Below are 24966 nucleotides of genomic sequence, written 5' to 3' on the forward strand. Positions count from 1 at the left end.
CAGCGCTCAGCGAGCCGGGTCGGCGTCCGCCGTGTCCGGCTCGTCCTCCTCGACATCGCTGGCCGCGCCGGCGGTTGTCGCCGGCCCGGAGACAGGCCGGCCGGTCGGCGCCGGTGCGTCGTCGGATGGCGTCGGTTCGTCGTCGGTGTGCGCCGGGCCGAGCGTCCGGCCGAACGCGACGAGTGCCGTCAGCGCCCCCACGAACAGCACCCAGATGCCGTTGTCCACCCGCGAGGTGCCCAGCGACGTCTGCGCCACCGCGTCGGCCTCGCTGAGCGCGCTGGCCAGGTCCAGCAGCGAGCGGCCGCCGATCCGGATGATCACTTCGGCGAGCAGCAGGAGCAGGCCCGGTCCGGCGCCCGCGAGCAGGTACGCCGGCCAGCGCAGTGCCGGCGTCTGCGGATCGCGCCGCAGGGCCCGACGTCGCGCCCAGGTGAGGTAGCCGAAGGCGAGTAGTCCGGCGAGCAGGCCGCCGAGGAGCGACTCGGTGCGGGAGACCCACTTGGCCGCGTCGACGAGCGACTGCTGGGTGTCGCCCGCGCCGAAGAGGTCGAACAGCGGGTCCCGGGCACGGCTGAACGCCACCACGAAGATCAGCGTGCCCAACGCGGCGGTCACCACCGCGCCGACCGCCGGGGCGGTCCGGGCGCCCGCGATCGCCCCACCGATGATCGCGGCGGCCGCGGTGGTGCCGGCGATCACGTTGGTGGTCGAGGTGTCGAAGTAGGTGAGGTTGACAGCCACCGCGGCGAGCAACCCGACCACCATCCCGGCCCCGATCGCGCCGACGAAGCGCAGGGTCGTCCCGTCGCCGTACCGGCGGGACAGCAGGTTGCCGAAGGCCAGCGCGGTGGCCGCGCCCGCCACGAGCGCGGCCGAGATCACGCCGGGCAGGGCGAACGCGGACAGGCTGATCGCGGTGATGCCGGCCGCCGCCGAGGTGATGGCCTCCCGGGTCGACCAGAGCATGGCGGCCAGCCAGCCGAGCGCCAGCAGCGCGAGGACCGCCGCTCCGGGAGCCGGGAGGGGCCGGCCGGTCGGGGTCGTCGCGTCGACCGCCGGCTGGTCCGACTCCGCGGCTGAGTCGCGGCCGGGCTGCTTGGTCATCGTCTCCCCTTCGAGGCGCCAGGTCACCGACCATTCAGGGTACGCGGGCCGCCGCGCCCCCCACCGAACGAGCCACACCCCCCGGGTACGCCCCAGCCGAGCCATCGGACAAGTCGAGTGGAGTCAACCGGCCCAGGGCGGGACACGGTTGCAACGCCACAGGTCGGGCGACGGGTCGAGGCGTACCCCGGAAGGAACAGCAACGGGCGCGCGGACCGCGACCAACGTCGGGGCTGGGGCGACCGTCCCCGGCGGAGGGATCAAGCCTGACCGCCCGGAGCCGGGGACGGTCGCCCCAGCCCCACCAGAGTGAGGTAAGGAGAGAAAGGGCAGGGCGGTCCTTCGTTATGCACAGACGGCGGCGGCAGGGCCAGCACGTTCGCGTGAAACAATCGCGGGAGGTCCCGCCGCTGCTCGGCTACCCCGCGCGGCGTCCGGTGTCCGGCTATCCGGTCGGTGCCCGCGGGTCCGGTTTCGCCACCGCTGTCGAGATCGCCAGGAGCCTTGATGGATGCCGTGTTCTCCGTTCCCGAGCCGCGCAACGAGCCGGTTCGCAACTACGAGCCGGGCAGCGCAGACCGGGAGCGGCTGCAGCGGCGGCTGACCGAGTTGGCTGCCGAGCGCATCGACCTGCCGATGACCATCGGTGGGGAGCAGCGGATGGCGGCGGGTGACCCGATCAACGTGGTGCAACCGCACAAGCACGCCCATGTGCTGGGCGTGACCGCGCACGCCTCCCACGACGACGCCCGCGCCGCGATCAAGGCGGCCAAGGACGCCGCTCCGATGTGGCGGGCGTTGCCGTTCGAGGAGCGCGCCGCGATCTTCCTGCGGGCCGCCGAGCTGCTCGCCGGCCCCTGGCGGGACACCCTCAACGCCGCCACCATGCTCGGCCAGTCGAAGACCGCGATCCAGGCGGAGATCGACGCGGCCTGCGAGTTCATCGACTTCCTGCGCTTCAACGTGCACTTCGCGCGGCGTCTGCTCGAGGAGCAGCCGGCGTCGTCGCCCGGCGTGTGGAACCGCTTCGACCACCGGCCCCTGGAGGGCTTCGTCTACGCGGTCACCCCGTTCAACTTCACCGCCATCGCCGGCAACCTGCCGTCCGCGCCGGCGCTGCTGGGCAACACCGTGATCTGGAAGCCGGGCCCGACCCAGCAGTTCGCCGCGCACTTCACCATGCGGCTCTTCGAGGCCGCCGGCCTGCCGCCCGGCGTGATCAACATGGTGACCGGCCGGGGCGAGGAGGTCTCCGACGTCGTGCTCGCCGACCCGGACCTGGCGGGTATCCACTTCACCGGTTCGACAAAGGTCTTCCAGCACCTGTGGAAGACGGTCGGCGACAACATCGCGCGCTACCGGGGCTACCCGCGGCTGGTCGGCGAGACCGGTGGCAAGGACTTCGTGGTCGCGCACACCAGCGCCGACGTGGACGCGCTGCACACCGCGCTGATCCGCGGCGCGTACGAGTACCAGGGTCAGAAGTGCTCGGCCGCCTCCCGGGCGTACGTGCCGCGCTCGATCTGGGAGGGTGGCCTGCGCGATCGTCTGGCCGCGACCGCCGACTCGCTGACCTACGGCGACGTGGCCGACTTCGGCAACTTCGGTGGCGCGGTGATCGACGACAAGGCGTTCGCCCGGCACACCGCCGCGCTGGAGCTGATCAACGGTGACGGCAGCTGCCGCGTGCTGGCCGGTGGCACGGCGGACGACTCGGTCGGCTACTTCGTCCGGCCGACGCTCTTCGAGTGCTCCGACGCCGCGCACGAGACGTTCACCACCGAGTACTTCGGGCCGATCCTCGGCGTGCACGTCTTCGACGACGCCCGCTTCGACGAGGTGGTCGCCCAGGCCGAGTCGATCGCCCCGTACGCGTTGACCGGGTCGGTGTTCGCCACCGACCGCCGGGTCGTCGACGCGGTCGGCGAGCGCATGCGGTACGCGGCCGGCAACTTCTACATCAACGACAAGCCGACGGGGGCGGTCGTCGGGCAGCAGCCCTTCGGTGGCGCCCGCGCCAGCGGTACCAACGACAAGGCGGGCTCCTGGCTCAACCTGGTCCGCTGGGTGTCGCCGCGCACGATCAAGGAGACGTTCGTGCCGCCGACCGACCACACGTACCCCCACATGGGCTGACCTGCGGTGATCCGCCGGCGGCGTGCGCAGCGCCGCCGGCGGTCGACCGATGGCGGCAATCCATCGATAGTCCTCAACGGACAGTCTGCCGCCGACAGTGCACTTAGGAAGTCCTTCTTGGGTGGCAAACCGCCAAATCCTGGACGCCGGCAGCGCAAAGTGGCAGCGTAACGGGCATGGCGGAATCCGGAGTCAACCCCACTGCGGCGGCCCTTCTCGGGCTGCTCCACGAGGGTCCCATGACAGGCGGTCAGCTGATGGCCGCCGCAGAGCGCCGGCTGGCGCCCTACTGGTCGATGACCCGCAGTCAGGTCTACCGCGAGTTGCCGGTCCTGGCCGAGCGGGGTTACGTACGGCTCGGCAAGCCGGGCCCCCGAATGAGCCAGCCGTACGCGCTCACCGCCAGCGGAAAACGGACATTTTCCCGCTGGCTGGCGGAGAACCCGGGGCGGGACACGATCCGCAACCCGATCGCGCTCCGGATGGCCTTCGGCAACCTCCACTCGTCCAGCCAGCTCAAGAGCCTGTACGCCTCGGCCAACGAGTACCACACCGAGGCCCTCGCCCAGGTGCGGGAGCAGGTCAAGAACGCCAAACGGGACGGGGAGACGTACGACGCCAGCGCGCTGGAGTTCGCGGTCGCCTACCACCGGGCGGCCCTGTCGTGGCTGAAGTCCGCCCCCGCCGGGTGACGACCGGCGGGTTCGCGGACACGGAGCGAGCTGCGGCTTCCGCGACGCAGTAGGCTTGTCTGTCGTGACCGCTGCCGATTACGCCGAACAGCTCAAGGAACTCGACGCGACCCTGCGCAACATCGAGGCCGTCCTCAACCTGGACCGGCTGCACGAGGACAAGGCCCGTCTGGAGCAGGAGGCGTCCGCCCCCGACCTGTGGGACGACCAGGCCAAGGCTCAGCAGGTGACCTCGCAGCTGTCGTACGTCAACGGCGAGATCAGCAAGCTGGGCAGCCTGCGCGGCCGGCTCGACGACGCCCAGGTGCTGCTGGAGCTGGCCGAGGCCGAGTCCGACCCGGGTGTGTTGACCGAGGTCGAGGCGGAGATCACCGGGCTGACCAAGGCCATCCAGGAGATGGAGGTCCGCACTCTGCTCTCCGGCGAGTACGACTCCCGGGAGGCGCTGGTCGCCATCCGGGCCGGCGCGGGTGGTGTGGACGCGGCGGACTTCGCCGAGATGCTGCTGCGGATGTACCTGCGCTGGGCCGAGCGGCACGGCTACCCGACGGAGGTCTACGACACCTCGTACGCCGAGGAGGCGGGCCTCAAGTCGGCCACCTTCGCCGTCAAGGTCCCGTACGCGTACGGCACGCTCAGCGTCGAGTCGGGCACCCACCGGCTGGTCCGGATCAGCCCGTTCGACAACCAGGGCCGGCGGCAGACGAGCTTCGCGGGCGTCGAGGTGCTGCCGGTGACCGAGCAGACCGACCACATCGACATCCCGGAGAACGAGGTACGGACCGACGTCTACCGCTCGTCGGGCCCCGGTGGGCAGAGCGTCAACACCACCGACTCGGCGGTCCGGCTCACCCACATCCCCACCGGCATCGTGGTGACCTGCCAGAACGAGAAGTCCCAGCTACAGAACAAGGCCTCCGCGCTGCGGGTGCTCCAGGCCCGACTGCTGGAGCGCAAGCGCCAGGAGGAGCAGGCCAAGTTGGAGGGCCTGAAGGAGAACGCGGCCGGCTCGTGGGGCGACCAGATGCGCTCGTACGTCCTGCACCCGTATCAGATGGTGAAGGATCTCCGAACCGAGCAGGAGACCGGCAATCCGAGCGCCGTCTTCGATGGCGAGCTGGACGGTTTCATCGAGGCCGGTATCCGTTGGCGCAAGCAGCGGCAGCTCGCCAACGACACTGCGTAACGACTCGCGGGCGGAGCGCGTCGTCGATCTCCAGGTGAGAGCCGGATTCGACGACGCGCGCCCCATCTGCGGGGCGTGGGGCTTGGCTCAGTTGTTACACCGCGTAGACTCACCACCCGTGATTCAGCTTGAGCAAGTGACGAAGACGTACCCGAAGGCGTCCCGGCCTTCGCTCGACAACGTGTCCGTCTCGATCGAGAAGGGCGAGTTCGTCTTCTTCATCGGTCCATCCGGCTCCGGCAAGTCCACGATCATCAAGATGCTGCTGCACGAGGTGACCCCCAACAAGGGACGTGTCATCGTCAACAGCAAGGACGTCACGTCGATGCGCTCCTGGAAGCGACCCCACTTCCGGCGCTCTATCGGCTGTGTCTTCCAGGACTTCCGGCTGCTGCCGAACCGCACCGCCTACGAGAACGTGGCGTTCGCTCTCGAGGTGATCGGCAAGACCAAGGCGGTCGCCCGCCGGGTCGTGCCGGAGGTGCTGGAGCTGGTGGGGCTCGGTGGCAAGGAGCACCGCTATCCGCACGAGCTCTCCGGTGGTGAGCAGCAGCGGGTCGCCGTCGCCCGGGCGTTCGTGAACCGTCCGCTGATCCTGCTGGCGGACGAGCCGACCGGAAACCTGGACCCGGACACCTCGATCGAGATCATGCGTCTGCTGGACCGGATCAACCGCACCGGCACGACCGTCGTGATGGTCACCCACGACTCCAACATCGTGAACCAGATGCGCCGCCGCGTCATCGAGATCGAGAGCGGCCGCATCGTGCGTGACCAGGCCCGCGGCGTCTACGGGTGAACCGGCGCTTCACCCCTTTCGCAGCCTGACGACGAACACCTCATGCCGGAGACCCGGAGGAAATCCCGATGCGCGTGAAATACGTCCTGTCCGAGGTACTGGTCGGACTGTGGCGCAACGTGACCATGACTGTCGCGATGATCATCACGATGGCGGTCTCGCTGACCATGCTCGGCGCCAGCGGTCTCATGTACCGCCAGGTTGACGACATGAAGGACCTCTACTACAAGAACATCGAGGTCTCGATCTTCCTGAGCCAGGAGGTGAGCGAGCAGCAGCGCACTGATCTGAACGACAAGCTGAAGAACGACCCCCTGGTCAAGGAAGTCATCTACGTCAACAAGGACGAGGCGTACAAGAAGTTCCAGGAGATGTACCAGGACGCGCCGGACCTGGTGAACGCGGTCAAGCCGGACCAGCTTCCGGAGTCGTTCCGGCTCAAGCTGAAGAACCCGGAGCAGTACAAGAACATCTACGACCAGTACAAGGAGACCGAGGGGGTCGACGAGATCGTCGACCAGAGCCGGCTCCTGGACAAGATCTTCGACGTACTCACCGCGATCCAGAACATCGCCCTGGCCGCCGCGGTCGTGATGGCCATCGCCGCACTGCTCCTGGTTGCCAACACCATCCAGGTCGCCGCGTACAGCAAGCGGCGCGAGGTGGCGGTCATGAAGCTGGTCGGCGCCTCCAACTGGTTCATCCAGGCGCCGTTCGTGCTGGAGGCCGTGGTGGCCGGTCTGATCGGCGCACTACTCGGCCTGGTGGCCCTGGTGGCAGCGAAATATCTGCTCTTCGACGGGTCGCTCAAGGCGTTGCAGGGCCTTCTGTCGCCGATCAGCTGGGGCGACATCCTGGTCATCTTCCCGCTGATGGCCTTCGTTGGTGGTCTGGTCAGCGCCGCCACCGCCTGGATCACCCTGCGCTTCTACCTGCGGGTCTAGTCGGGTTCGTCTGCTGACAGGGACCCTCCCGCGCCCCGGAAATAAACGGCGCGGGAGGGTCCTTGTTACTCCGGTAGCATGATCGGTTGTCCGGCCGGGGTGACCCCGCAGTCGGATCAACCAGGGGAAAGGGGGTGGCGCCGATGCCACGGGAAAAGGGGCGCAAGGTGGTCGCCTCCAACAAGAAGGCACGCCACGACTACTCGATCCTCGACACGTACGAGGCGGGCATGGCGTTGACCGGCACCGAGGTCAAGTCGCTGCGGGCCGGGCGGGCGTCGCTTGTCGACGCGTTCGCCCAGGAGCGCGACGGCGAGCTGTACCTGCACGCGATGCACATCCCGGAGTACACCCAGGGCACCTGGACCAACCACGAGCCCCGGCGTACCCGCAAGCTGCTGCTGAACCGTGGTGAGATCGACAAGCTGGTCGGCAAGACCCGCGAGGGCGGTCTGACCATCGTCCCGTTGCAGGTCTACTTCTCCGACGGCTGGGCCAAGGTGGAGATCGCCCTGGCCAAGGGCAAGAAGTCGTACGACAAGCGCCAGGACCTCGCCAAGCGCGACGCGGACCGGGAGATCGCCCGGGTGTCCGGTCGACGCGGTAAGGGAATGGACGACTAATTCGTCCCGTTTGTCCGGGTCGGCGCGCCGACTCGGGGCTCGGGATGAAAGCCGTTGCGGCAGGCGTTAGTCTTGTCAGTGCCGCCACAAGGCGGCCTGTCGAGGGGGTGACTGGTTTCGACTTCGTACGCAGCGACAGGGGAAGCGAGCCGAGGAAGCCGACGTCGTCTCGAGAATCGGTCGTCGGAAACCAATAAGCGCCAAGAACAATCGCGCTGACTTCGCTCTCGCCGCCTGAGGCGAGTAGTGAGTCTGTCGGCCTGGGAACGCCTTCGTCCCAGTTAGCCGGCATCAGCTAGAAGGCTGGCCAATCGGACCCGGTCGCGGGGTCCGTGCGGCGAGATCAATCAGCGACTGGGCCCGTCACACCAACTTGCTCGCGTGAGCGGTGGGGCCGAGTAGAGGCATAGCGAGCTGCGCTCGGAGAAGCCCTGACAAACCGGCGAAGGACCCGGGTTCGATTCCCGGCACCTCCACCACCTCGAAACGATGCGCCCCGGCCCACCGGCCGGGGCGCATCGTCGTATCCGGCCTGGACGCAGGGCTCGATCCACTCCACCTCGCCGATGTGGGGGCATCCCGCCGTCCGCACACCCCCACATCGCCGATCTGGAGTCGATCACCGCCCGCCCGCGCCGACGCCGGGCACCGGGTGGGGGCGTCGCCGCCTACGCTGCGGCTGTGGCAAACCAGGGACTGCGTCTGTCGGTCGGCGCGTCAGCCGGTCAACGCACGCTCGCGGTGGTGACGGGGGTGCTCGTCGCGGCGGTCGGTGCGGCATTCGTGCTGGGGCCCGTGATCGCCGGCGGGCTGCTGCGTCGCCTCACCGGCCCCGGGGACGGGTTCGCCACCTACGAGGAGGCCCGCGATCTGCCGCCCGGCATGCTGCCGCCCGCGCTGCGGGAGTCCGAAGGCGGGTCGGGACGGGGACTGTTCCTCGGGCTGTGTGGGCTCCCGTTCGTGCTGCTCGGTGTCTACCTGGTGCTTCGGGTGCTGCGGACGGCCGCGTGGTTGGACGGCAGCCGGGTGCACGTGCGAGGCGCGCTGCGCAGCCGAACCGTCGATCTCGCCACCGCCCGCGTCGACCCCGGGTCGTACGGCGGAACGGAGGGCCGTGGTGGTCCGCCGGCCATCATCGTCATCGATCGGGTCAGTGGGCAACGGGCCACCATCCCGCTTCGGGGCATGGGTCTGCCGGTCCTGCCGCCGTCCGAGCTGCGCGCGCTGGCCGACGCGTTCGACGCGGGTGGGCCCGAGGCTGCCCCCGACGCTCGCGCGGTCGCCGCCCACCTGCGCCGGCTGGCGGACGCCTGAGCCGTCGCGACCGAGGTCGGCGCGGCGACATCCGTGACGCTGGGGCGGTGGGTCGCTGTGGCTGATGAGGTGGGTGGGCGAGCACCGCGGCGTGGCGCGAACCTGCTCTGCGGGCGTATCAGACGGATCTGGGTGGCGAGACCTGAGTCGAGACCGGAACCCACGCCGCGCCGGCACCGTCGAACCGGGCATGCGTCGACCGGTCCTGCTGCTCGTCCTGCCCCTGCTGTCCATGGTGGCCTGCGCCGCACCCGCCGCCGATTCCGCCGGCGGCCCCACGGCGACGACCAACCGTGCGTTCGACGACCGGGCCGCCGCGGTCGCCGCGGCCTGGCGGCCCGGTCCCGCCTGGCGCGACGGGTACGTCCCCCTCCAGGGGCCGACCGTGCTCACCGGCGATCCGCGTTTCACCCCGGACACCGAGACGGCCTTCCGAGCCGGCTGGTACCGCGCACAGGTCGCCATCCCGTCGACAGCCGTCAGTGGCGAGATCCGTTTCCCGGATGGTCGGTTGACGCTGCCGCTCATCACGGCCGAGGAGGCGTTCCGGCAGCTCGACCAGGGGGACCCGCTGCCCTGCCCGGGACGGCCGAAGCGTCCCGGACTGCCGACTCCCGGCGGTCCCACGGTCGAGCCGCGACCGGACGGCTGGGCCACCAGCACGACGCAGACGGCGTGCCTGCCGCTGACCGTCACCCGGGTGACCCTCGGCGACGTACCGGTCCGTACGAGTCGAGGCGAGGCGCAGGTCCCGGCCTGGTTGTTCACGGTCGAGGAACTGGCCACGCCGGTGGCGCAGCTCGCCGTCGCGCCCACGGCGGTCACGCCGGTCCCCTCGGTGGCCCCGCCGACGCAGCCGCCACCGGACGGCGTGGTCGCCGCGCAGGACCTCGCGGCGGTGGACGGCGCGCGGTTGACCGTCCGCCTGGGTGTCGGCTCCTGTGACACCGGCATCACCCCGTTGGTGGCGGAACGGCCGGACGTGGTGGTGGTCGGTGGCACGGTCACCCGGTCCACCGGCGTCTGCAACGCCATGCTCAAGCTGGAACCGGTCGTTGTCACCCTGGACGCGCCGCTGGGGACGCGGCCCGTGCTGGACGTCTTCAGCGGCGCGCCCCTGTCGCTCGCCCCGCGCTGACCGCCCGTACGGCGATCAGAGGATGGTGGGCACGTCGGTGCTGATCGGCACCGGCAGCACGGTGGGACCCGTGGCGCGCAGTCCGGCTGCGAGCGCCGCGCCGAACTCGTCGGGAGTCCGCGCCACCTCGGTCGCGCAGCCGTAGCCGGCCGCGATCGCCGTGACGTCCAGTCCGGGCAGGTCCAGGCCGGGCACCCCGGGAGTGTCCTTCAGCTCGGCGAAGGCCTTGAGGATCGCGTACTGCTGGTTGATCGGGACGACGACCACGACGGGCAGTGACAGGCGCGCGGCGGTCCAGAGGGCCTGCACCGAGTAGTGGAACGAGCCGTCGCCGATCACCGCGACGACCGGTCGGCCGCGCCCGGTGTCCCGCTCGGCCAGCGCCACACCGACCGCGGCCGGCAGGCCGTAGCCGAGGCCGCCGCTGGCCATCGTGAAGTACGACGCGGGTCGGGTGATGCGCAGGTTGCGGCGTAGCGCGGCCAGGTTGGACGGTGACTCCTGGACCAGCACGCCGTCGGCCGGCCAGTGCGCGGCCAGCGCGGCGAACATCGCGTCGGCGCTCAGCGGCACGGTGACCTCCGGCCGCGGCGGCGCTGCCCGGGGTGTGGGTGGCTGCCGACCGGTGGCCGGCAGCAGGTCGAGCAGGGCGGTGAGGGTCAGTCCGGGGTCGCTGAGCAGGCTGTCCCCGACCGGGGCTCGGGCGGCCTCGTCCGGGTCGTCCGTGACGTGCAGCAGCCGGGCGCCCTCCGGCAGGTGGTCGCCCGGCACGTGGGGGTAGTAGCGGAACACCGGGGCGCCGACGACCAGGACGGTGTCGTGCCCGTGCAGCGCCTCGGCCAGTGGCCCGATGGCGAACGGTAGGACCCCCCGGAACTGGGGGTGGTCCTCCGGGAAGACGGCCCGCTCCGGTGCCGGGGCCGACCAGACCGGTGCGGCCAGTCGCTCGGCCAGCGCGACGGCCGCCGACCAACTTCCGGATCGGTCCACACCGGGTCCGAACACCAGGACCGGATCGCGGCTGTCGGCCAGCACCCGGGCGAACATCTCCAACCGCTGCGGGTCCGGCCCGAAGCGGGTCGCCACGGAACGTGGCGCGGGCGGCGTCTCGGCGGGCTTGGCCCAGTCGTCCATCGGCAGGGAGAGGAACACCGGCCCGACCGGGGGCTGCACGGCGGTCGCGTACGCCCGCAGCAGCGCCGCCGGGATGTCCTGCGCGCGGACCGGCTCGTAGCTCCACTTGACGTACGGCTCGGGCAGCTCGACGGCACGGCGGTTGGTCAGTCGGGGCTCCAGCAGGAGCATCTCCCGGGTCTGCTGACCGGCGGTGACGATCAGCGGCGTCTTGTTGTGCCAGGCGGTCACCAGGTTGCCCATGCCGTTGCCCATGCCCGGCGCCGTGTGCAGGTTGACGTGCGCGGGCCTGCCGGCGGCCTGCGCGTACCCGTCGGCCATCGCCACGGCCGTGGCCTCGTGCAGCGCGTGGACGTAGTGGAAATCGGCCGGGAAGTCCCGCAGGAACGGCTCCTCGGTGGAGCCGGGGTTGCCGAAGACGGTGGTCATGCCCAGGGTGCGGAGCACGTCGTACGTCGCATCCCGGACCGTTGCCATCGTCGCCTGCCTCCGCTCGCGCGCAGGGGCGACCGTGGGCCGCCCTCCCGATCAGCCGAATCTATCGGGATGTGACAGACCTTTCGGGCTTTTCCGGCGTCCGGGGAGTCCGTCCGGAAGTGCTCAGGGGAGCGCGAAGGGCAGTTTGATGCCGTCCAACGCCCGAGCGCAGGCGCAGTCCTGCTCGGCGGGGAGCGCGGCCAACGCGTCCAGCAGCACGTCCCGCAGCCGGTCGGTGTTGGCCGCGAACACTCGGAACACCTCGTCCTGGGTCACCGACTCGCCCGCCTGCACCCCGGCGTCCAGGTCCGTGATCAGCGCGATGGAGGAGTAGCAGAGCGCCATCTCCCGGGCGAGCACCGCCTCCGGGTGGCCAGTCATGTTCACGACAGTGCCGCCGATCGACGCGTACCAGCGGGACTCGGCACGGGTGGAGAACCGTGGGCCCTCGACCACCACCACCGTCCCGCCGTCCACCGCCGTGACGTCCCGCCCGGCCGCCGCGGCGAGCAGGGCGTGCCGGCCCCTCGGGCAGTACGGATCGGCGAACGGCACGTGCACCGCACCCTCGTCGTAGTAGGTCTGGACCCGCCCGCTGGTGCGGTCGACGAGCTGGTCCGGCACCACGAACGTGCCGGGGCCCAGCTCCGGACGCAGCCCACCGACCGCGCACGGCGCCAACACCTGGCGTACGCCGAGCGAGCGCAGCGCCCACATGTTGGCCCGGTACGGAATCCGGTGCGGCGGATACCGGTGGTCGGATCCGTGCCGGGGCAGGAATGCGACCCGCCGCCCGGCCACCTCCGCGATGGTCACCGCGTCCGATGGTGGACCGTAAGGGGTGCCCAGCTCATGGGGGGTGCCGTCGAGGAGCGCGTACAGCCCCGAACCGCCGATCACCGCGAGGTCCGCCGTCGGTGCCATGGAACCTCCGTCGCAACTGTCCGATCACCCGCCGCTCAGACCTTAGCCAGCGCCCGGGACGCAGGCTATGGTGCCAGGCATGGCGTTGACAGCGCGGCTGACACCGATGCACCGTGCGGAGGCGGCGGATGACGGATCCCGGGCGCGGGCTCACGGCTGACGGGTAGGTGGGATGCAGGGAGAGGGCCAGGCGATCGGCGGACGAGCGATGGAGTCGATGACCGGGCGGCTGCTGGTCGCGACTCCGGCGCTCAAGGACCCGAACTTCGACCGTACGGTGGTGCTGTTGGTCGCCCACGAGCCGGGCGGCGCGCTCGGCGTCGTCCTGAACCGGGCGACCGAGGTGCCGGTGGCCGAGGTGCTGGGCGACTGGAGCGACCTGGCTCGCCACCCGGCGGTGCTCTTCGAGGGTGGCCCGGTGCAACCCGACTCGGCGATCTGCCTGGCCCGGATGCGGCAACCGCTACGGCGGCTCAAGGGCTTCCACCAGGTGTCCGGGGCGGTCGGCACGATCGACCTCTCCGTCGACCCGGAGAAGCTGCGGGAGAGCATCGGAGGCATCCGGGTGTTCGCCGGCTACTCCGGCTGGGGCAGCGGTCAGCTGGAGCAGGAGATCGCCGACGGGTCGTGGTTCGTGCTGGACGCCCTGCCCGGCGACGCCTTCGTCGACCGCCCCGACGACCTGTGGCCGATGGTGCTGCGCCGGCAGGGCGGGATGATGGCCGCCGTCGCCCACTTCCCGCCGGACGTGGCGCTGAACTGACTCGGCCGGGTGGGGACCCCGCGAGATGACCATGCCGGCGGGTCTGTGTATAGTTTCCGAGTGCCCGGGCGACCGGGACGACAGCAAGGGGCCGTGGCGCAGCTGGTAGCGCACCACACTGGCAGTGTGGGGGTCAGGGGTTCGAGTCCCCTCGGCTCCACCCTTGTTTGTGCAGGTCAGCGGCTTGGTCGGGAATACCGGTCAGGTCGCTGACCTGTTTCTCGTCGCAGCTCTCTCCCGGCCGAGGCGGTCAGGGCGGCCCGAGGCGGAACTGTCGGTAGACGGACGACGAAGGTCGCCCCGGCGCCGGGCCGACTGTCGGTGGAGATCGTCCCGCCGTGGCTGGTGACCACCTCCTTCAGCAGAGCCAGGCCCAGACCGAAGCGGCGGTCCGCGGCCCCGGCGCCGCGGTGGAAACGGTCGAAGAGGTGTGGCGCGTCGGCAGGGTCGAAGCCGGCGCCGCTGTCCATGACCACCAGGTCCGCGCTCCGGCGGGAGGTGTGCAGCGCGACGTCGATGCGACCGCCACTCGGGGTGTGGGTGAGGGCGTTGGCGAGCAGTTCGCCGACCACGCGGCGCAGGGCCGAGGCGATGCCGCACACGAGAACCGGGGCGTCCGGGACGGCCATGTGCAGCTGGACGCCCTGCTCCGCCGCGCGGTCGGCCTCGCAGTCGACGGCCTGGGCGGTGAGCAGGGCCAGGTCGACGGGCTCGGCGGGGTGTCGGTCGACCGGGGTGGCGGCGAGGCGGGCAGACAGCAGGAGCTCGTCGACGATCTCCCCGAGCCGTCCGGTGGTCTCGATCAGGCGGTCGTAGTCGGCGCGGTCGGTACCGGCGCGGCGGGCCAGGATCTGCGCGCGGGTGTGGACCTGGGCGATGGGGGTGCGCAACTCGTGGCTGGCGTCGGCGACGAACCGGCGTTGCCGGCCGAGCGCCTCGGCGAGCGGTGCCACGGCTCGGCGGCCCACGGCGATGCCCGTGAGCGCTGCCGCGGCGAGGCCGACGATCGCGGCGAGGAGGAAGGCGGCGAGCAGGTGACGCCGGTCGGAGAGCTGGAAGCGCGCGTCGAACACCGCTTGCACGACCCCCGTGCCGCGGGGCTGGGTGCGGACGTAGTAGGTCGTGCCGTTGCGGTCGACCTTGTCGCTGTGGACCTGACCGTCGAGGGCCGCCGCGTCGATGGCGGACCGCAGGGGGAAGCCCGGCGGGGGCGGGTTCCGACCCAGGTCGATGCGACCGCCGTCGTACAGGATGATCCAGCTGCAGGCCGGCGGCCCGTTGATGGTGCCGTGGGCCACGCCGTAGCTGAGCTCGCGCTCGATCTGTTCGTGCTGGTTGTGCAGCAGAGCGACGTAGGAGATGGCGGCGCCCAGGGCGAGCAGCGCCGTCATCGTGAGTCCGACGAGCAGGCTGACCCGCGCCCTGGCCCGGCGCAGCATGGTGTCCTCGGAACTCACAGGGTTCCCAGCTTGTAGCCGAGACCGTGGACGGTCCGGATCACCGAGCGGCCGAGCTTGCGGCGCAGGTAGTAGACGTACGTGTCGACCAGGGACGCCGCGGCAGCCTCGTCGAAGACCCGGCTGCGCAGCTCGGAGCGGGAGTGGACGGTGAGCGGTCGGGCCGCGAGCACCCGGAGCAGCTCGAACTCGCGCGCGGAGAGGGCGATCCGGGTGCCGTCGGGCAGGACGGCGTCGCGCGCGGAGAGGTCGAGCTGGCCCGACCCGAACCGCAGCACCTCGGTGGAGTCTGTGATCCGGCGGCAGAGCGCCCGGATGCGGGCGCTCAGCTCGTCCAGGTCGAAGGGCTTCGTCAGGTAGTCGTCGGCGCCTGCGTCGAGGCCGGCGACCCGGTCCTCGACGGTGCCGAGCGCGGTCAGCAGCAGCGCTCGGGCGGCCACCGCTCGGGAGCGCAGCCGGACGACCAGGTCCAGCCCGTCGAGGGCGGGTAGGCGTCGGTCGATCACCATCACGTCGTACGGCCGGGTGAGCCCCAGGTGCAGACCGCGCTGGCCGTCGGGGGCCTGGTCGACGACGTATCCCTCGCCGATCAGCGTCTCGGCCACCATCCCGCGCAGCTCCGAGTCGTCCTCGACGAGCAGGAGTCGAGTCATGGGTAGATAGTGACACTGACACATCGACATGTCTCTATGTTCCGGAAAACTTGTCGCCGCAAACAAACAATTTACGGGGTTCCGGCGGTCACGAGCGAGGGCGCAGCGGCACGAGTTCGCGCCTCGCGCCGCTCGATCCAGCTCAGCAGCGGGGTCGTCATCAGCGTCGTGATGAGCGCGACCAGCACCAACACCGTGAAGAGCGACGGGTTGACGATGCCCGCCTCCAGACCCACGTTGAGCGCGATCAGTTGCATCAGGCCACGGGCGTTCATGAGGGCGCCGACGCGCAGGGCGACCCCGTTCGGCTCACCGCGCATCCGGGCCGCGGCCCAGCAGGCGCCGTACTTGCCGGCGATCGCCACGGTCACACACGCGGCGGCGAATCCCAGTACGGCGGGATCGCCCAGCAGCGCGAACTCGGTGCGCAGACCGGAGTAGGTGAAGAACAGCGGCAGGAACACCGTCGCGGCGATCGGCGAGAGCGTGTCGACCACCTTGTCGGTCTGCTCGGAGCGCGGCATCACCACGCCGACCGCGAAGGCGCCGAAGACCGCGTAGAGCCCGATCTCGTCGGTGTACCAGGCGACCAGGAAGAGCAGCGCCACCGTGCCGAGCAGCCGCGCCCGGTCGCCCGGGAACCCCATCACGTAGCTGGTCACCCGCCGCCCACCCAGCCACAGGGCGACCCCGAACAGCACCGCGCCACCCGCGGTGACCAGAGCCGGGCCGGCCTCGCCCGAGGCGAACGCCAGCACCACCGCCAGCATGATCCACGCGACCATGTCGTCGATCGCGCCGCTGGCCAGGGCGACCATCCCGTGCCGGGTGCCGGTCTGGCCGCGTTCGGTGATGATCCGGGCAAGCATCGGGAAGGCCGTGATCGCCAGTGCCACGCCGACGAACGCCGCGGACACACCGAGCGACACGTCGTCCGCTCGGATCGGTACGAAGCCCGCCACACCGAGGACCAGCAGGATGCCCAGCGCCAGCGGCGCGGCGACACCCGCGAGCGACACCGCTCCCGCCGTGCCCGCGAGATTGGTCAGCCGGTGGGAGGTGAAGGCGTACCCGGCCTGGAACATGAACAGCACCAGGCCCACCTGGCCGACCACGTACAGGATCGGCAGCAGCGGCGCGGGAAAGAGCGTGGCCTGCGCACCCGGCCAGAGCAGGCCGAGCAGCGACGGGCCGAGCAGCACCCCGGCCAGCATCTCGCTCACGACGGCGGGCTGCCCCACCTTGCCGAGGAGCCAGGCGACCAGCTTGCAGAACAGCAGGATGACCGCGACCGCGATGAAGAACCGCGGGGCGAGTTCAGTGGGTGTCATGAGCCGGCCTCCTCGAAGAATCTGGTGCACAACTTCTGTCGTCGGGCGTCGACGACCATCCACGTCCCGCACACCAGCTGCTTGACCGAGCGGCCGACGTCGAAGAGCCGGTCGCGCTGCCGCATGAGGGCGAGCCGGTTTCGGCCGGGGCCGGGGAGGCCCCGGGGCGTCAGGTACGCGGGGCCACGACTCGGCAGCGAGCGGGTGTGCGCCGCCGACGAACTGATCGAGAAGCGCCGCAGCACCTCCCGGGTCGCCGCGCGGAGCTGGACGGGCGCCGATCCGCGTGCGGGGCAGGCTCGGTTGGCGCTCACGCCGTACGGGATGAAGTGGGCGTCCTGCCGACGCAACGACAACCAGCGGTCCGGGTTGAACTCGTCGTCGTCGGCGGGTCCGGTGCGCTGGTAGGCCCCATAGTTGAAGAGCAGCACCGATCCGGTGGGAAGGACGTGATCTCCCACGGTGATCGGTCCCGAGGTGATCCGGTGCGCGATGCCGAACAGCGGGTACACGCGGAGCGTCTCGTCGATGATCCGGTCGAGGGAGTCGTCCGACGTGTCCTCGACGGACCGGGCGCACAGCAGGATGTGTGTCATGGCCTCCGACATCTGCACCACCGCCGTGTTGAAGAACGCGCCCTGGAGGTACCAGGCGGTCTCCAGGGCGGTGAAGGGCGGCGGCAGCACGACCGGGCACGTCCCCGCGTCGATCCGGTCCAGCAGGTAGCGCGTCAGGCGATCCCGCCGGGACATGTGCCGCAGACTCATGCCCTTCAGCGCGGTGACCACGTCGTCCGCGTTCGCCACGACGAGGTCCCGCACCTCGCGCGGGCAGGGCGCTCCGAAGACCAGCTCGTACGAGACCTCGGCCCAGATCGGCATCATCAGGTCCCGTAGCCGCACGTGACTGGTCCGGTCGGTCGGGAGCGCGTCGAGGATCCGCCGGGTCGCGGCCGTCGCCAGCTCGTCGGCGCGCGGGTGGGGGACGGCCAGCACCTGACGTGTCGTCCGCGCGACCGTCCGGTACCGCTCGCCGGGCTCAAGGTGCTCCTGGTGCATCTGCGGACCGGGCGCGAGCCAGTACCAGAAGAGGTCCGACAGGCCCGCCCCGCGGCTGCGCCCGTCGGCGGCCGGGTCGCTGTAGACCCGCTCGAAGTCCTCCGGCCCCACCAGTGGCCCGGGGACGGGAACGCCCTCGGTCCCGTTGACCCGTTCGAAGATCCACTCTCGCAGGTCGACGACGGCCTTCACCGGGTCGCCACCACGTCGGGCGTCAGGTCGGCCGGTCGCCGCGCGCCGACCAGGGCGAGGACCTGATCCAGTTCGCCGGTGAGTCGTTCGAGAACCTCCCGTACGCCCGCGGATCCGCCCGCCGCGAGCCCTCGGATCACCGGACGCCCCACCAGCACCGCCCGCGCCCCGAGCGCCATCGCGATCAGCACGTCGGTGCCGCCGCGCACACCCCCGTCGAGCAGCACCGGGAGTTGCCCCTGCACGGCTTCCACCACCGCGGGCAGCGCGTCGAGCGTGGGGACCGCCCCGTCGAGCTGTCGTCCGCCGTGGTTGGACACGATCACACCGGCGGCGCCGTGCTGGACCGCGAGGCGGGCATCCGCGGGATGCAGGATGCCCTTGAGCAGGATCGGTAGTCCCGTGACACCGCGAAGCCACGCGATCCGGTCCCACCCCGCCGTCGCGTCCATCTCGATCGGGCGGACCCGGCCCGTCGCGTCGCGCATGTTCTCGCAGGCGTAGCCGGGCGGCAGGTCCGTGAAGCCGTTGCGCAGGTCACGCTCGCGCCTCCCGAACACCGGTGAGTCCACGGTCACCACCAATGCCTGGCAGCCCGCCGACTCGGCACGCTTGACCACGTACTCGGTGAAGTCGAGATCGGGTTGCGGGTAAAGCTGGAACCACAGCGTTCCGCCCGCCGCCGCGATCTCCTCGACCGGCTGGGTGGCGGCCATGCTCACCACCATCGCCGTACCGGCCGCCGCGGCGCCCCGCGCGGTGGCCGCCTCGCCGTCGGGATGCGCCAGCCGATGAAAGGCCGTCGGAGCGACCAGCACCGGCGTGGCCAGCGACGTGCCGGCCACCGTGGTCCGTAGGTCCCGCTCGCCGGTCGCCCGCAACACCCGGGGTACGAGCCACCGTCGCGCGAAGGCCCGTTCGTTGCCGGCCAGGGTGCGCTCCCGGCCGGCGCCGCCCTCGAAGAAGTCCCGGTGGACGGGGTCCATGTCAGCCCTCGACGCCGGACAGGCAACGGTGGAGGAACTCCTTCAGCGGTCGTACGTGGACGTCGGGCCGATCCCACCGGTTCTCCAGGTTCTCGGCCAGGTGATGTGTGCTGATCACCTGGCCCGCGCGGTGGTAACGGACCACCGGGTGCAGGTACGCCGCGTCGTGCGCCTGCCCCACGGCATCCTGGGCGATGCGGGACACGGTGATGTCGAACGGGTCCACCTGGTCGTGGTCGGGCCCGTACTCCAGCCTGACGACGAATGCCTGGTCGTACTCGTGGTCGGGGGTGCGCAGGCCGGTCGACACGAGGTAGTCCACCGGCACCTCCTCGTGGTAGCGGGCCTCGTCTGCGGCGACGGTGAGCACGTCGGCGAGGAACCCGAACTGCTGCCACAGGGCCGAGCTGCGGTTGACTCTCTCGATGACGGCCGCGGTCATGGCCGCCGGCTCGGCGGCGAGTCCGGTGGACGGCCACTGGACGGCGTCGTACCGACGGGAGAGGATCCGGTGCAACGCGCGTACGGCGTAGCGGAAGCCGTGCACGAAACCGCTCGTGGACTTCTTGAAGTCGCGTTCCTGCGAGATCGTTCCGGCGAAGAACAGCCCCGGCACGTTCACCGACTCCCACGCTTCGGTCTGCGCCGGGAACCGGTCCCGGATGGCGAGCTGCGGTCGGGCCGAGGAATCGAAGATCGAGTCGTCGAATCGGAATCCCGTACATGCCAGCACCCGGTCGTAGTGCAGTTCCTTCACGACCTCGTTCGCTCGCGAGAAGCTGAACGTGACCTTGTAGCCCGTACCGTCGCGCTCGATGCTCATGATCGTGCCGTCGAGGATCGCGTTCGCCGACTTGAGCTGATAGGTGTCCAGGAAGTTGTTGTTCACCGCGCGCAGGTGCCCGACGTAGTGGGTACGCCACGCCATCCGGACCGAGCTGGGCCCGGCGACGTGGATCAGCGTCGTGGTCTCCATGAGGTTGTCGGCGGTCTCGAAGGCGGAGTTGCCCTTGCCGATGATCAGCACCTTCTGGTCGAGATAGTCACGCGGCTCGACGCTCATCACGTCGTACCCCTCGGCCAGCTCGAATCCGTCGATGTCCGGCTCGTAGGTCTTCGAGACGCCGGTGGCGACGATCACCGCGCGGGCCTCCCAGCGCTGGTCGCCGGCCTCGACCGTGAAGACGTCGTCGTGCTTGGACACGCGGGTCACCCGGACCCCGTACCTGACCTTGACGCCCGTCTTCGCGGCGAAGTCCGCGAGGTACCGCACCATCACGTCGGCGTCCGGGAAGTACCGCTCGGTGTACTGCGTGAACAGCAGCGCGGGATCGTCGGTGAGCAGGGAGTTCCAGTCGAGCCGCAGGTTCAGTTCGGGGTCGTCCGTGCCGGTGTGTGGCTTGTTGATCGAGATGAGTGTGCGGTGTCGCGGATAGGTGGCGAAGAAGGCACCCGGCCCGTCGGCACCCTCCAGCACCACATAGTCGCGCTTGCCGTCGGCCTCGAACAGGGCGGCGAGCTGAAGGCCGGCCGGCCCTGCTCCGATGATCAGGTAATCAAGCATCACGGCGCTCACCGTACGAGTGGGAATTCAGAGATTTTTCAAGCTCTTCCAGAATCGCGACCGCCGTTCGCACGTCACCGTCGAGTGGTCGGTCCGGATCGATCGGGGCGATTGCTTCCTCCAGGGCCTGGAGAGCACGGCCGCTGCCCACCGCCGTGGGACGGCGCGCTCCGACATGCACCGCCTGGCGCAGCCCCAGCGCGAGTGAACCGGTGATCAGGCGCAGGAGCTCCGCCTGGTCCAGGGCGCGGAGCGCGGCCTGGGTGCCGAGCGGGATGACATCCTGGTTGTGCAGGTTGGTGGGGAGGCTCTGCGCGCTCGCGGGCACGGTGTCCCGCCTGATCTCGGTGATCAGGGCGGTGGACGCGAGCTGGACGCCCTGTAGCCCGTGCTGTTGACCCGGCCCCGCCGCGAGCATCGGTGGCAGCCCGCCGTTGCGGCCCGGATCCACCAGCAGGTCGAGCTGGCGCTCGGCGAGGTTGCCGACCTGGGCGATCACCATGGACAGGACGTCGGCGGCGAAGGCGGCGGGCTGACCGAAGAAGTTGCCGCCGTGTACGACCTTGTCGTCGTCCGGAAAGAACAGCGGATTGTCGCTCACCGCGCCGAGGTCGGCCGCCACGACGCCGTCGGCGTAGCGCAGGGCGTCCTCGGCCGCTCCGAGCAGCTGCGGCGCGCAGCGGATGCTGTAGGGCTCCTGCAGGGGTCTGCCGCCGGACGGCCGGAGGCCGGCGCAGGTCGCCCGCATCGCGGCACCGACCTCGATGGCGCCCTGGTGACCGTAGGCGGCCAGCAGGGCGGGGTCGAGGAACTGCGGGTCGCAGCCGAGCAGGTCGGCGAGGAGGCAGCTCAGCGTCCGCACCACTCGGTGCGAGGTGCGGACCCGGTCCAGGGCGAGGGTCAGCGCGGCGGTGGTCAGCGAGGTGCCGTTGACGAGCGCGAGCGCGTCCCGGCCGTCGAGCGGCAGCGGCTCCAGCCCGGCCCTGGTCAGCGCGTCCCCGGCGGGCATCCGGACACCGTCCACGTAGGCGTGTCCACGACCACGCAGCGCCTGGGCGGCGGCGCCGAGCGGGATCAGGTCACCGCTGGCCCCGACCGAGCCGAGACGGGGCATCGCCGGCGTGAACGTCGTGCCGAGCATGGCCGCGAGCGCGTCGATCACGTGTGGCGAGACCCCGGACGCGCCCTGGGCCAGGGACCAGGCACGGACCAGCAGCGTCGCGCGTACGACATCGGGGGAGAGGTCGGGTCCCTGCCCCGCGCCGAGGTGGGCGAGGGTGTTGTCGGCCTGGTCGCGTTGGTCGGCTCGGCCCGCGTACCCGACGAGCGCCCCGAAGCCGGTGGTGGCACCGTAGATGGCCCGGTCGTCGCCGAGTGCCTTGCCGAGGAACGTGCGCCCGGTCGCCACCCGGTCGCGTACCTCGTCGCCGATCACGACAGTGACCGGCCCGGCTGCCGCGCGCAGGTCGGCGGGGTGCAGCGGTGCTGCCAGATCCACCTGAATCGTCATGCAAGCGGATGCTAGAGACGGTTTCTCAGAGCGCTCTGAAATCGCCTCAGTACATTGCGCCACATGACGCACGATTGCCTGATCATCGGAGCCGGTCCGGCGGGTCTGCAGCTCGCGGCCCTGCTGGAGCGCGACGGTCACGACTATGTGGTGCTGGAGGGCGGCCCGCGGCCGGGCATGTTCTTCGAGACCTATCCCCGGCACCGCCAATTGATCTCGATCAACAAGGTGTGGACCGGCTCAGAGGACCCGGAGTTCAATCTACGGTCGGACTGGAACTCGCTGCTGTCCGACGATCCGGCGCTTCTCTTCAAGAACTACAGCACGCGCTACTTTCCCGCCGCCGACGATCTGCTGCGTTATCTCGCCGACTTCGCACGGGGTCTGCGCGTCCGTTACGACACCCGGGTGACAGCGGTGTCGAAGACCGGTGACGTGTTCACCGTGCAGGCCGGTGAGCACCGTTGGACCGCGCGCAGGGTCATCGTCGCCACCGGCGTCTCCCAGCTCCACGTGCCGTCGATCGAGGGCGCGGAGCTGGCCGAGCGTTACGACACCGTGAGCGTCGACCCCGCCGACTTCGTCAACCAGCGGGTGCTGATCATCGGTAAGGGCAACTCCGCCTTCGAGACCGCTGACGCACTGGTCGAGACCGCCGCCACGATTCACGTCGCCGGGCCGCACTCCATCAAGCTGGCCTGGCAGACCCATTACGTCGGGCACCTGCGTGCGGTGAACAACAACTTCCTGGACACCTATCAGTTGAAGTCGCAGAACGCCGTCCTGGACGGCACGGTGGAGCAGATCAGTCAGCGCGAAGGTGGCGGTTTCCGGGTGCTCTTCCGGTACGCCCGGACCGTCGAGAATCTGCGCGAACTCGAGTACGACCGGGTCATTCTCTGCACGGGGTTCCGCTTCGACGCGTCCATCTTCGCCGAGTCGGCCCGGCCGGAGCTGGCCATCAACGATCGGTTTCCGGCGCAGACGTCGGCCTTCGAATCGGTGAACGTTCCCGGCCTCTACTTCGCCGGCACCCTCAGTCAGCAGCGTGACTTCAAGAAGTCCACGAACGGCTTCATCCACGGCTTCCGCTACGCCACCCGCGCGCTGCACCACATCCTCCGCGAGCGGCACCACGGTGCGCCCTGGCCGTCCCGGCAGATCCCCCTGACCCCGGAGGCGATCGCCGACTCGATCATCGCCCGGATCAACGTGACCTCGGCGCTGTGGCAGCAGTTCTCGGTGCTCGGTGACGTCATCAGCGTGGAGGGCGAGGCCGCCCGCTACCGCGAGGAGGTGCCGGTCGCCTATCTGCGGGACGCGGAGCCGGACGTGTTCGCGTTCGTGGTCACCCTCGAGTACGGCCCCGACCACGACCACGTCGACCCGTTCGACATCACCGTGCCGCGCCCCGCCGAGAACGACGCGACCGCCGCCCACGACGCCAGCTATCTGCACCCCGTGGTGCGGGTGCGGCGCGACGGGCAGGTCGTCGCCGAGCACCACCTGGCGGAGAACCTGGAGAACACATGGAACCTGCCGGCGGTGCACCAGCAGCCCCTCGAGGTCTTCGTCAAGGGCGTCCTCGCCGATGCCCGCTGACGTCTGGCCGCAGCCCGTCCTCGACCTTCTGAGCGCCGGCGGGGACCGGCCGGCCTTCGAGGACGGGCCGGTCGTCACGACCGCGTCGGAGATGGCGGGTCTGATCCGGCGCATCGCGGCCGGGCTGCGTTCGTCCGGGGCGGGGCCGGGCGTGGGTGTCACGCTCGACCTGCCGGTCACGGCCCCGGCCTTCGCCGCCACCATGGCCGCCTTCGCCGTCGGGGCGCGGGTGTCCGGGTGGCGTGCCGACCTGAGCTCGGCACAGCTGTCCGGCTCCCTCGTGGTCGACTCGACCCGGCTGGCCTCGCTCGCCGTGCGGCCTGACGACGGGCTGCCTCTTGTCGCGGCGGGACGGGCCGAGGACCCGGCACGGATCATCTGGACCAGTGGGAGTACGGGAACTCCGAAGGGCGTGGTGCAGACCTACGCGGCCATGTCGGCGTCCTGGGCCCCGTACCCGGACCGGTGGCCCCCGGCCATCGCCGAGCTGGCCACCCGGATGCAGCGCTACCTGGTCTTCGGATCGCTGGCCAGTCAGGTGATGCTGGAGTACGGCATCCTCGCCCTCGTGGCGGGCGGCACCCTCGTCGTGGCGCCCCGGCCGGTCTTCCCGGATGCCCTGGTCGAGCACCGCGCAACGGCGAGCGTGATCACGGTCGGCAAGCTGCACCAGCTGATCCGGGACCAGCGCTCCCAGCCGGTGGACCTGCGTCACCTGCGGGCGTTGATGGTCTCCGGGTCGCCGCTCGCGCCGGGCCGACTGGCGGAGGCGCTCGACGTGCTGGGCCCGGTGCTCTTCCACGGCTACGGTCAGACCGAGACGTCGATGATCGCCATGGTGCCCCCCACCGAGATGATGACCGACCCCGCCACCCTCGCGACGGTCGGTCGTCCCGCCGTCGAGGTCTCCCTTCGCGACGGGGAGATCTACGTCCGTACACCCGCGCAGGCAGCGTCGTACTGGCAGGACCCGGCCGAGTCGGCCGAGGTGTTCGTGGACGGCTGGGTGCGGACCCGTGACCTGGGCGAGCTCGATGCCGACGGTTACCTGCGGCTGCTCGGGCGCAGCCGGGACGTGATCATCGTCAACGCGCAGTTGATTCACGCCGGAGTGGTGGAGCGGGCGCTCGTCTCCGATGCCGCGATCGCCGAGGCGTACGTCGTCGGGGAATCGGACGAGATGACCGGCGAGGCCGTGCACGCCTTCGTGGTGCCGGCGTCCGGGAGGACGCCCGATCCGGACCTGCTGCGCAAGCTCGTGGCCGTACAGGTGGGCGACCTCGCGGTGCCCCGTACCGTCACGGTCATCGACCGGGTGCCGCTCGCCGCCAGCGGCAAACCCGACAAGAGTCAACTCCGACAGCTCCGGTAGACGC

The 24966-nt window shown here is 70.5% G+C and carries 21 protein-coding genes, 1 tRNA gene and 1 other RNA gene; 13 read left to right on the plus strand and 10 right to left on the minus strand.

The features are described from left to right. Nucleotides 1-6: 6 nt before the first annotated feature. On the minus strand, nucleotides 7-1107 hold the full coding sequence (locus ACQPZK_RS04945; protein ID WP_433537154.1) for a hypothetical protein: 1101 nt from the start codon (nucleotides 1105-1107) through the stop codon (nucleotides 7-9). Nucleotides 1108-1614: 507 nt separating this feature from the next. Here ACQPZK_RS04945 and pruA point away from each other — a divergent pair. From pruA to ACQPZK_RS04990, 9 genes are all read left to right on the plus strand, one after another. Next, nucleotides 1615-3243, plus strand: coding sequence for an L-glutamate gamma-semialdehyde dehydrogenase (pruA, locus tag ACQPZK_RS04950; protein WP_433537155.1), 1629 nt, complete (start codon nucleotides 1615-1617; stop codon nucleotides 3241-3243). Nucleotides 3244-3419: 176 nt separating this feature from the next. Further along, nucleotides 3420-3935, plus strand: a complete 516-nt coding sequence (locus tag ACQPZK_RS04955; RefSeq protein ID WP_266249116.1) for a PadR family transcriptional regulator — start codon at nucleotides 3420-3422, stop codon at nucleotides 3933-3935. Between the two features lie 64 nt (nucleotides 3936-3999). Next, nucleotides 4000-5121, plus strand: a complete 1122-nt coding sequence (prfB, locus tag ACQPZK_RS04960) for a peptide chain release factor 2 (RefSeq protein ID WP_433537156.1) — start codon at nucleotides 4000-4002, stop codon at nucleotides 5119-5121. A 118-nt stretch (nucleotides 5122-5239) separates the two neighbouring features. Beyond that, nucleotides 5240-5920, plus strand: coding sequence for a cell division ATP-binding protein FtsE (ftsE, locus tag ACQPZK_RS04965; protein ID WP_007455859.1), 681 nt, complete (start codon nucleotides 5240-5242; stop codon nucleotides 5918-5920). A gap of 68 nt (nucleotides 5921-5988) precedes the next feature. Further along, nucleotides 5989-6864, plus strand: a complete 876-nt coding sequence (gene ftsX / locus ACQPZK_RS04970; RefSeq protein ID WP_433537157.1) for a permease-like cell division protein FtsX — start codon at nucleotides 5989-5991, stop codon at nucleotides 6862-6864. A gap of 143 nt (nucleotides 6865-7007) precedes the next feature. Further along, nucleotides 7008-7487: an SsrA-binding protein SmpB gene (gene smpB, locus ACQPZK_RS04975; protein WP_354817929.1), complete on the plus strand. Its 480-nt coding sequence runs from the start codon at nucleotides 7008-7010 to the stop codon at nucleotides 7485-7487. Between the two features lie 103 nt (nucleotides 7488-7590). Further along, nucleotides 7591-7966, plus strand: a transfer-messenger RNA (tmRNA) gene (gene ssrA, locus ACQPZK_RS04980). Between the two features lie 202 nt (nucleotides 7967-8168). Continuing rightward, a complete protein-coding gene (locus tag ACQPZK_RS04985; protein WP_433537158.1) occupies nucleotides 8169-8801 on the plus strand; it encodes a hypothetical protein in 633 nt (210 codons plus the stop codon). Between the two features lie 190 nt (nucleotides 8802-8991). Further along, a complete protein-coding gene (locus ACQPZK_RS04990; RefSeq protein ID WP_433537159.1) occupies nucleotides 8992-9939 on the plus strand; it encodes a hypothetical protein in 948 nt (315 codons plus the stop codon). A gap of 15 nt (nucleotides 9940-9954) precedes the next feature. Here ACQPZK_RS04990 and mdlC read toward each other — a convergent pair whose 3' ends face one another. Next, nucleotides 9955-11550 (minus strand): benzoylformate decarboxylase, encoded by a 1596-nt coding sequence (mdlC, locus tag ACQPZK_RS04995; protein WP_433537160.1) that lies wholly within the window; start codon nucleotides 11548-11550, stop codon nucleotides 9955-9957. A gap of 123 nt (nucleotides 11551-11673) precedes the next feature. Next, the gene (locus ACQPZK_RS05000; protein ID WP_433537161.1) at nucleotides 11674-12474 is read right to left on the minus strand and encodes an S-methyl-5'-thioadenosine phosphorylase; all 801 of its coding nucleotides are present in this window, start codon (nucleotides 12472-12474) and stop codon (nucleotides 11674-11676) included. Nucleotides 12475-12646: 172 nt separating this feature from the next. Between ACQPZK_RS05000 and ACQPZK_RS05005 the strand changes: the two genes are divergently transcribed. Both ACQPZK_RS05005 and ACQPZK_RS05010 read left to right on the plus strand, forming a co-directional pair. Further along, complete coding sequence (locus ACQPZK_RS05005; RefSeq protein ID WP_396801320.1) at nucleotides 12647-13237, plus strand: YqgE/AlgH family protein; 591 nt, start codon at nucleotides 12647-12649, stop codon at nucleotides 13235-13237. Nucleotides 13238-13324: 87 nt separating this feature from the next. After that, a tRNA-Ala gene (locus tag ACQPZK_RS05010) sits at nucleotides 13325-13397 on the plus strand. 16 nt (nucleotides 13398-13413) lie between these two features. Here ACQPZK_RS05010 and ACQPZK_RS05015 read toward each other — a convergent pair. The 7 genes from ACQPZK_RS05015 to ACQPZK_RS05045 all read right to left on the minus strand — a co-directional run bounded on the left by ACQPZK_RS05015 (nucleotide 13414) and on the right by ACQPZK_RS05045 (nucleotide 21988). Continuing rightward, nucleotides 13414-14694: a sensor histidine kinase gene (locus ACQPZK_RS05015; protein WP_433537162.1), complete on the minus strand. Its 1281-nt coding sequence runs from the start codon at nucleotides 14692-14694 to the stop codon at nucleotides 13414-13416. Continuing rightward, a complete protein-coding gene (locus ACQPZK_RS05020; protein ID WP_433537163.1) occupies nucleotides 14691-15347 on the minus strand; it encodes a response regulator transcription factor in 657 nt (218 codons plus the stop codon). Before ACQPZK_RS05020 ends, ACQPZK_RS05015 begins: the two co-directional genes overlap by 4 nt. 71 nt (nucleotides 15348-15418) lie before the next feature. After that, complete coding sequence (locus ACQPZK_RS05025; protein ID WP_433537164.1) at nucleotides 15419-16678, minus strand: cation:proton antiporter; 1260 nt, start codon at nucleotides 16676-16678, stop codon at nucleotides 15419-15421. Next, on the minus strand, nucleotides 16675-17928 hold the full coding sequence (locus tag ACQPZK_RS05030) for a cytochrome P450 (protein WP_433537165.1): 1254 nt from the start codon (nucleotides 17926-17928) through the stop codon (nucleotides 16675-16677). The genes ACQPZK_RS05025 and ACQPZK_RS05030 overlap by 4 nt, the downstream gene beginning before the upstream one ends. After that, nucleotides 17925-18914 (minus strand): alpha-hydroxy acid oxidase, encoded by a 990-nt coding sequence (locus ACQPZK_RS05035; RefSeq protein WP_433537166.1) that lies wholly within the window; start codon nucleotides 18912-18914, stop codon nucleotides 17925-17927. Before ACQPZK_RS05035 ends, ACQPZK_RS05030 begins: the two co-directional genes overlap by 4 nt. Before the next feature lies 1 nt (nucleotide 18915). Next, on the minus strand, nucleotides 18916-20478 hold the full coding sequence (locus ACQPZK_RS05040) for an NAD(P)-binding domain-containing protein (protein WP_433539113.1): 1563 nt from the start codon (nucleotides 20476-20478) through the stop codon (nucleotides 18916-18918). Next, nucleotides 20471-21988 (minus strand): aromatic amino acid ammonia-lyase, encoded by a 1518-nt coding sequence (locus tag ACQPZK_RS05045; protein WP_433537167.1) that lies wholly within the window; start codon nucleotides 21986-21988, stop codon nucleotides 20471-20473. The genes ACQPZK_RS05040 and ACQPZK_RS05045 overlap by 8 nt, the downstream gene beginning before the upstream one ends. Nucleotides 21989-22051: 63 nt before the next feature. Between ACQPZK_RS05045 and ACQPZK_RS05050 the strand changes: the two genes are divergently transcribed. Both ACQPZK_RS05050 and ACQPZK_RS05055 read left to right on the plus strand, forming a co-directional pair. Then, entirely contained in the window at nucleotides 22052-23590 is a 1539-nt protein-coding gene (locus ACQPZK_RS05050) for an NAD(P)-binding domain-containing protein (RefSeq protein ID WP_433537168.1), read from the plus strand. Then, entirely contained in the window at nucleotides 23580-24962 is a 1383-nt protein-coding gene (locus ACQPZK_RS05055) for a class I adenylate-forming enzyme family protein (protein ID WP_433537169.1), read from the plus strand. Before ACQPZK_RS05050 ends, ACQPZK_RS05055 begins: the two co-directional genes overlap by 11 nt. Nucleotides 24963-24966 lie beyond the last annotated feature (4 nt).

Source organism: Micromonospora sp. CA-249363 (genome assembly GCF_050950185.1).
In the GTDB taxonomy this organism is placed as follows: Bacteria; Actinomycetota; Actinomycetes; order Mycobacteriales; family Micromonosporaceae; genus Micromonospora.

Coding starts and splice junctions, on each gene's coding strand:
- ftsX (WP_433537157.1), top strand. CDS start 5,989: ATGCGCGTGAAATACGTCCTGTCCGAGGTACTGGTCGGACTGTGGCGC.
- ACQPZK_RS05045 (WP_433537167.1), bottom strand. CDS start 21,988: ATGACGATTCAGGTGGATCTGGCAGCACCGCTGCACCCCGCCGACCTG.
- ACQPZK_RS05025 (WP_433537164.1), bottom strand. CDS start 16,678: ATGACACCCACTGAACTCGCCCCGCGGTTCTTCATCGCGGTCGCGGTC.
- ACQPZK_RS05020 (WP_433537163.1), bottom strand. CDS start 15,347: ATGACTCGACTCCTGCTCGTCGAGGACGACTCGGAGCTGCGCGGGATG.
- smpB (WP_354817929.1), top strand. CDS start 7,008: ATGCCACGGGAAAAGGGGCGCAAGGTGGTCGCCTCCAACAAGAAGGCA.
- ACQPZK_RS05040 (WP_433539113.1), bottom strand. CDS start 20,478: ATGCTTGATTACCTGATCATCGGAGCAGGGCCGGCCGGCCTTCAGCTC.
- ACQPZK_RS05055 (WP_433537169.1), top strand. CDS start 23,580: ATGCCCGCTGACGTCTGGCCGCAGCCCGTCCTCGACCTTCTGAGCGCC.
- ACQPZK_RS05035 (WP_433537166.1), bottom strand. CDS start 18,914: ATGGACCCCGTCCACCGGGACTTCTTCGAGGGCGGCGCCGGCCGGGAG.
- ACQPZK_RS04955 (WP_266249116.1), top strand. CDS start 3,420: ATGGCGGAATCCGGAGTCAACCCCACTGCGGCGGCCCTTCTCGGGCTG.
- ACQPZK_RS05005 (WP_396801320.1), top strand. CDS start 12,647: ATGCAGGGAGAGGGCCAGGCGATCGGCGGACGAGCGATGGAGTCGATG.
- ACQPZK_RS04945 (WP_433537154.1), bottom strand. CDS start 1,107: ATGACCAAGCAGCCCGGCCGCGACTCAGCCGCGGAGTCGGACCAGCCG.
- mdlC (WP_433537160.1), bottom strand. CDS start 11,550: ATGGCAACGGTCCGGGATGCGACGTACGACGTGCTCCGCACCCTGGGC.
- ACQPZK_RS04990 (WP_433537159.1), top strand. CDS start 8,992: ATGCGTCGACCGGTCCTGCTGCTCGTCCTGCCCCTGCTGTCCATGGTG.
- pruA (WP_433537155.1), top strand. CDS start 1,615: ATGGATGCCGTGTTCTCCGTTCCCGAGCCGCGCAACGAGCCGGTTCGC.
- ACQPZK_RS05000 (WP_433537161.1), bottom strand. CDS start 12,474: ATGGCACCGACGGCGGACCTCGCGGTGATCGGCGGTTCGGGGCTGTAC.
- ACQPZK_RS05050 (WP_433537168.1), top strand. CDS start 22,052: ATGACGCACGATTGCCTGATCATCGGAGCCGGTCCGGCGGGTCTGCAG.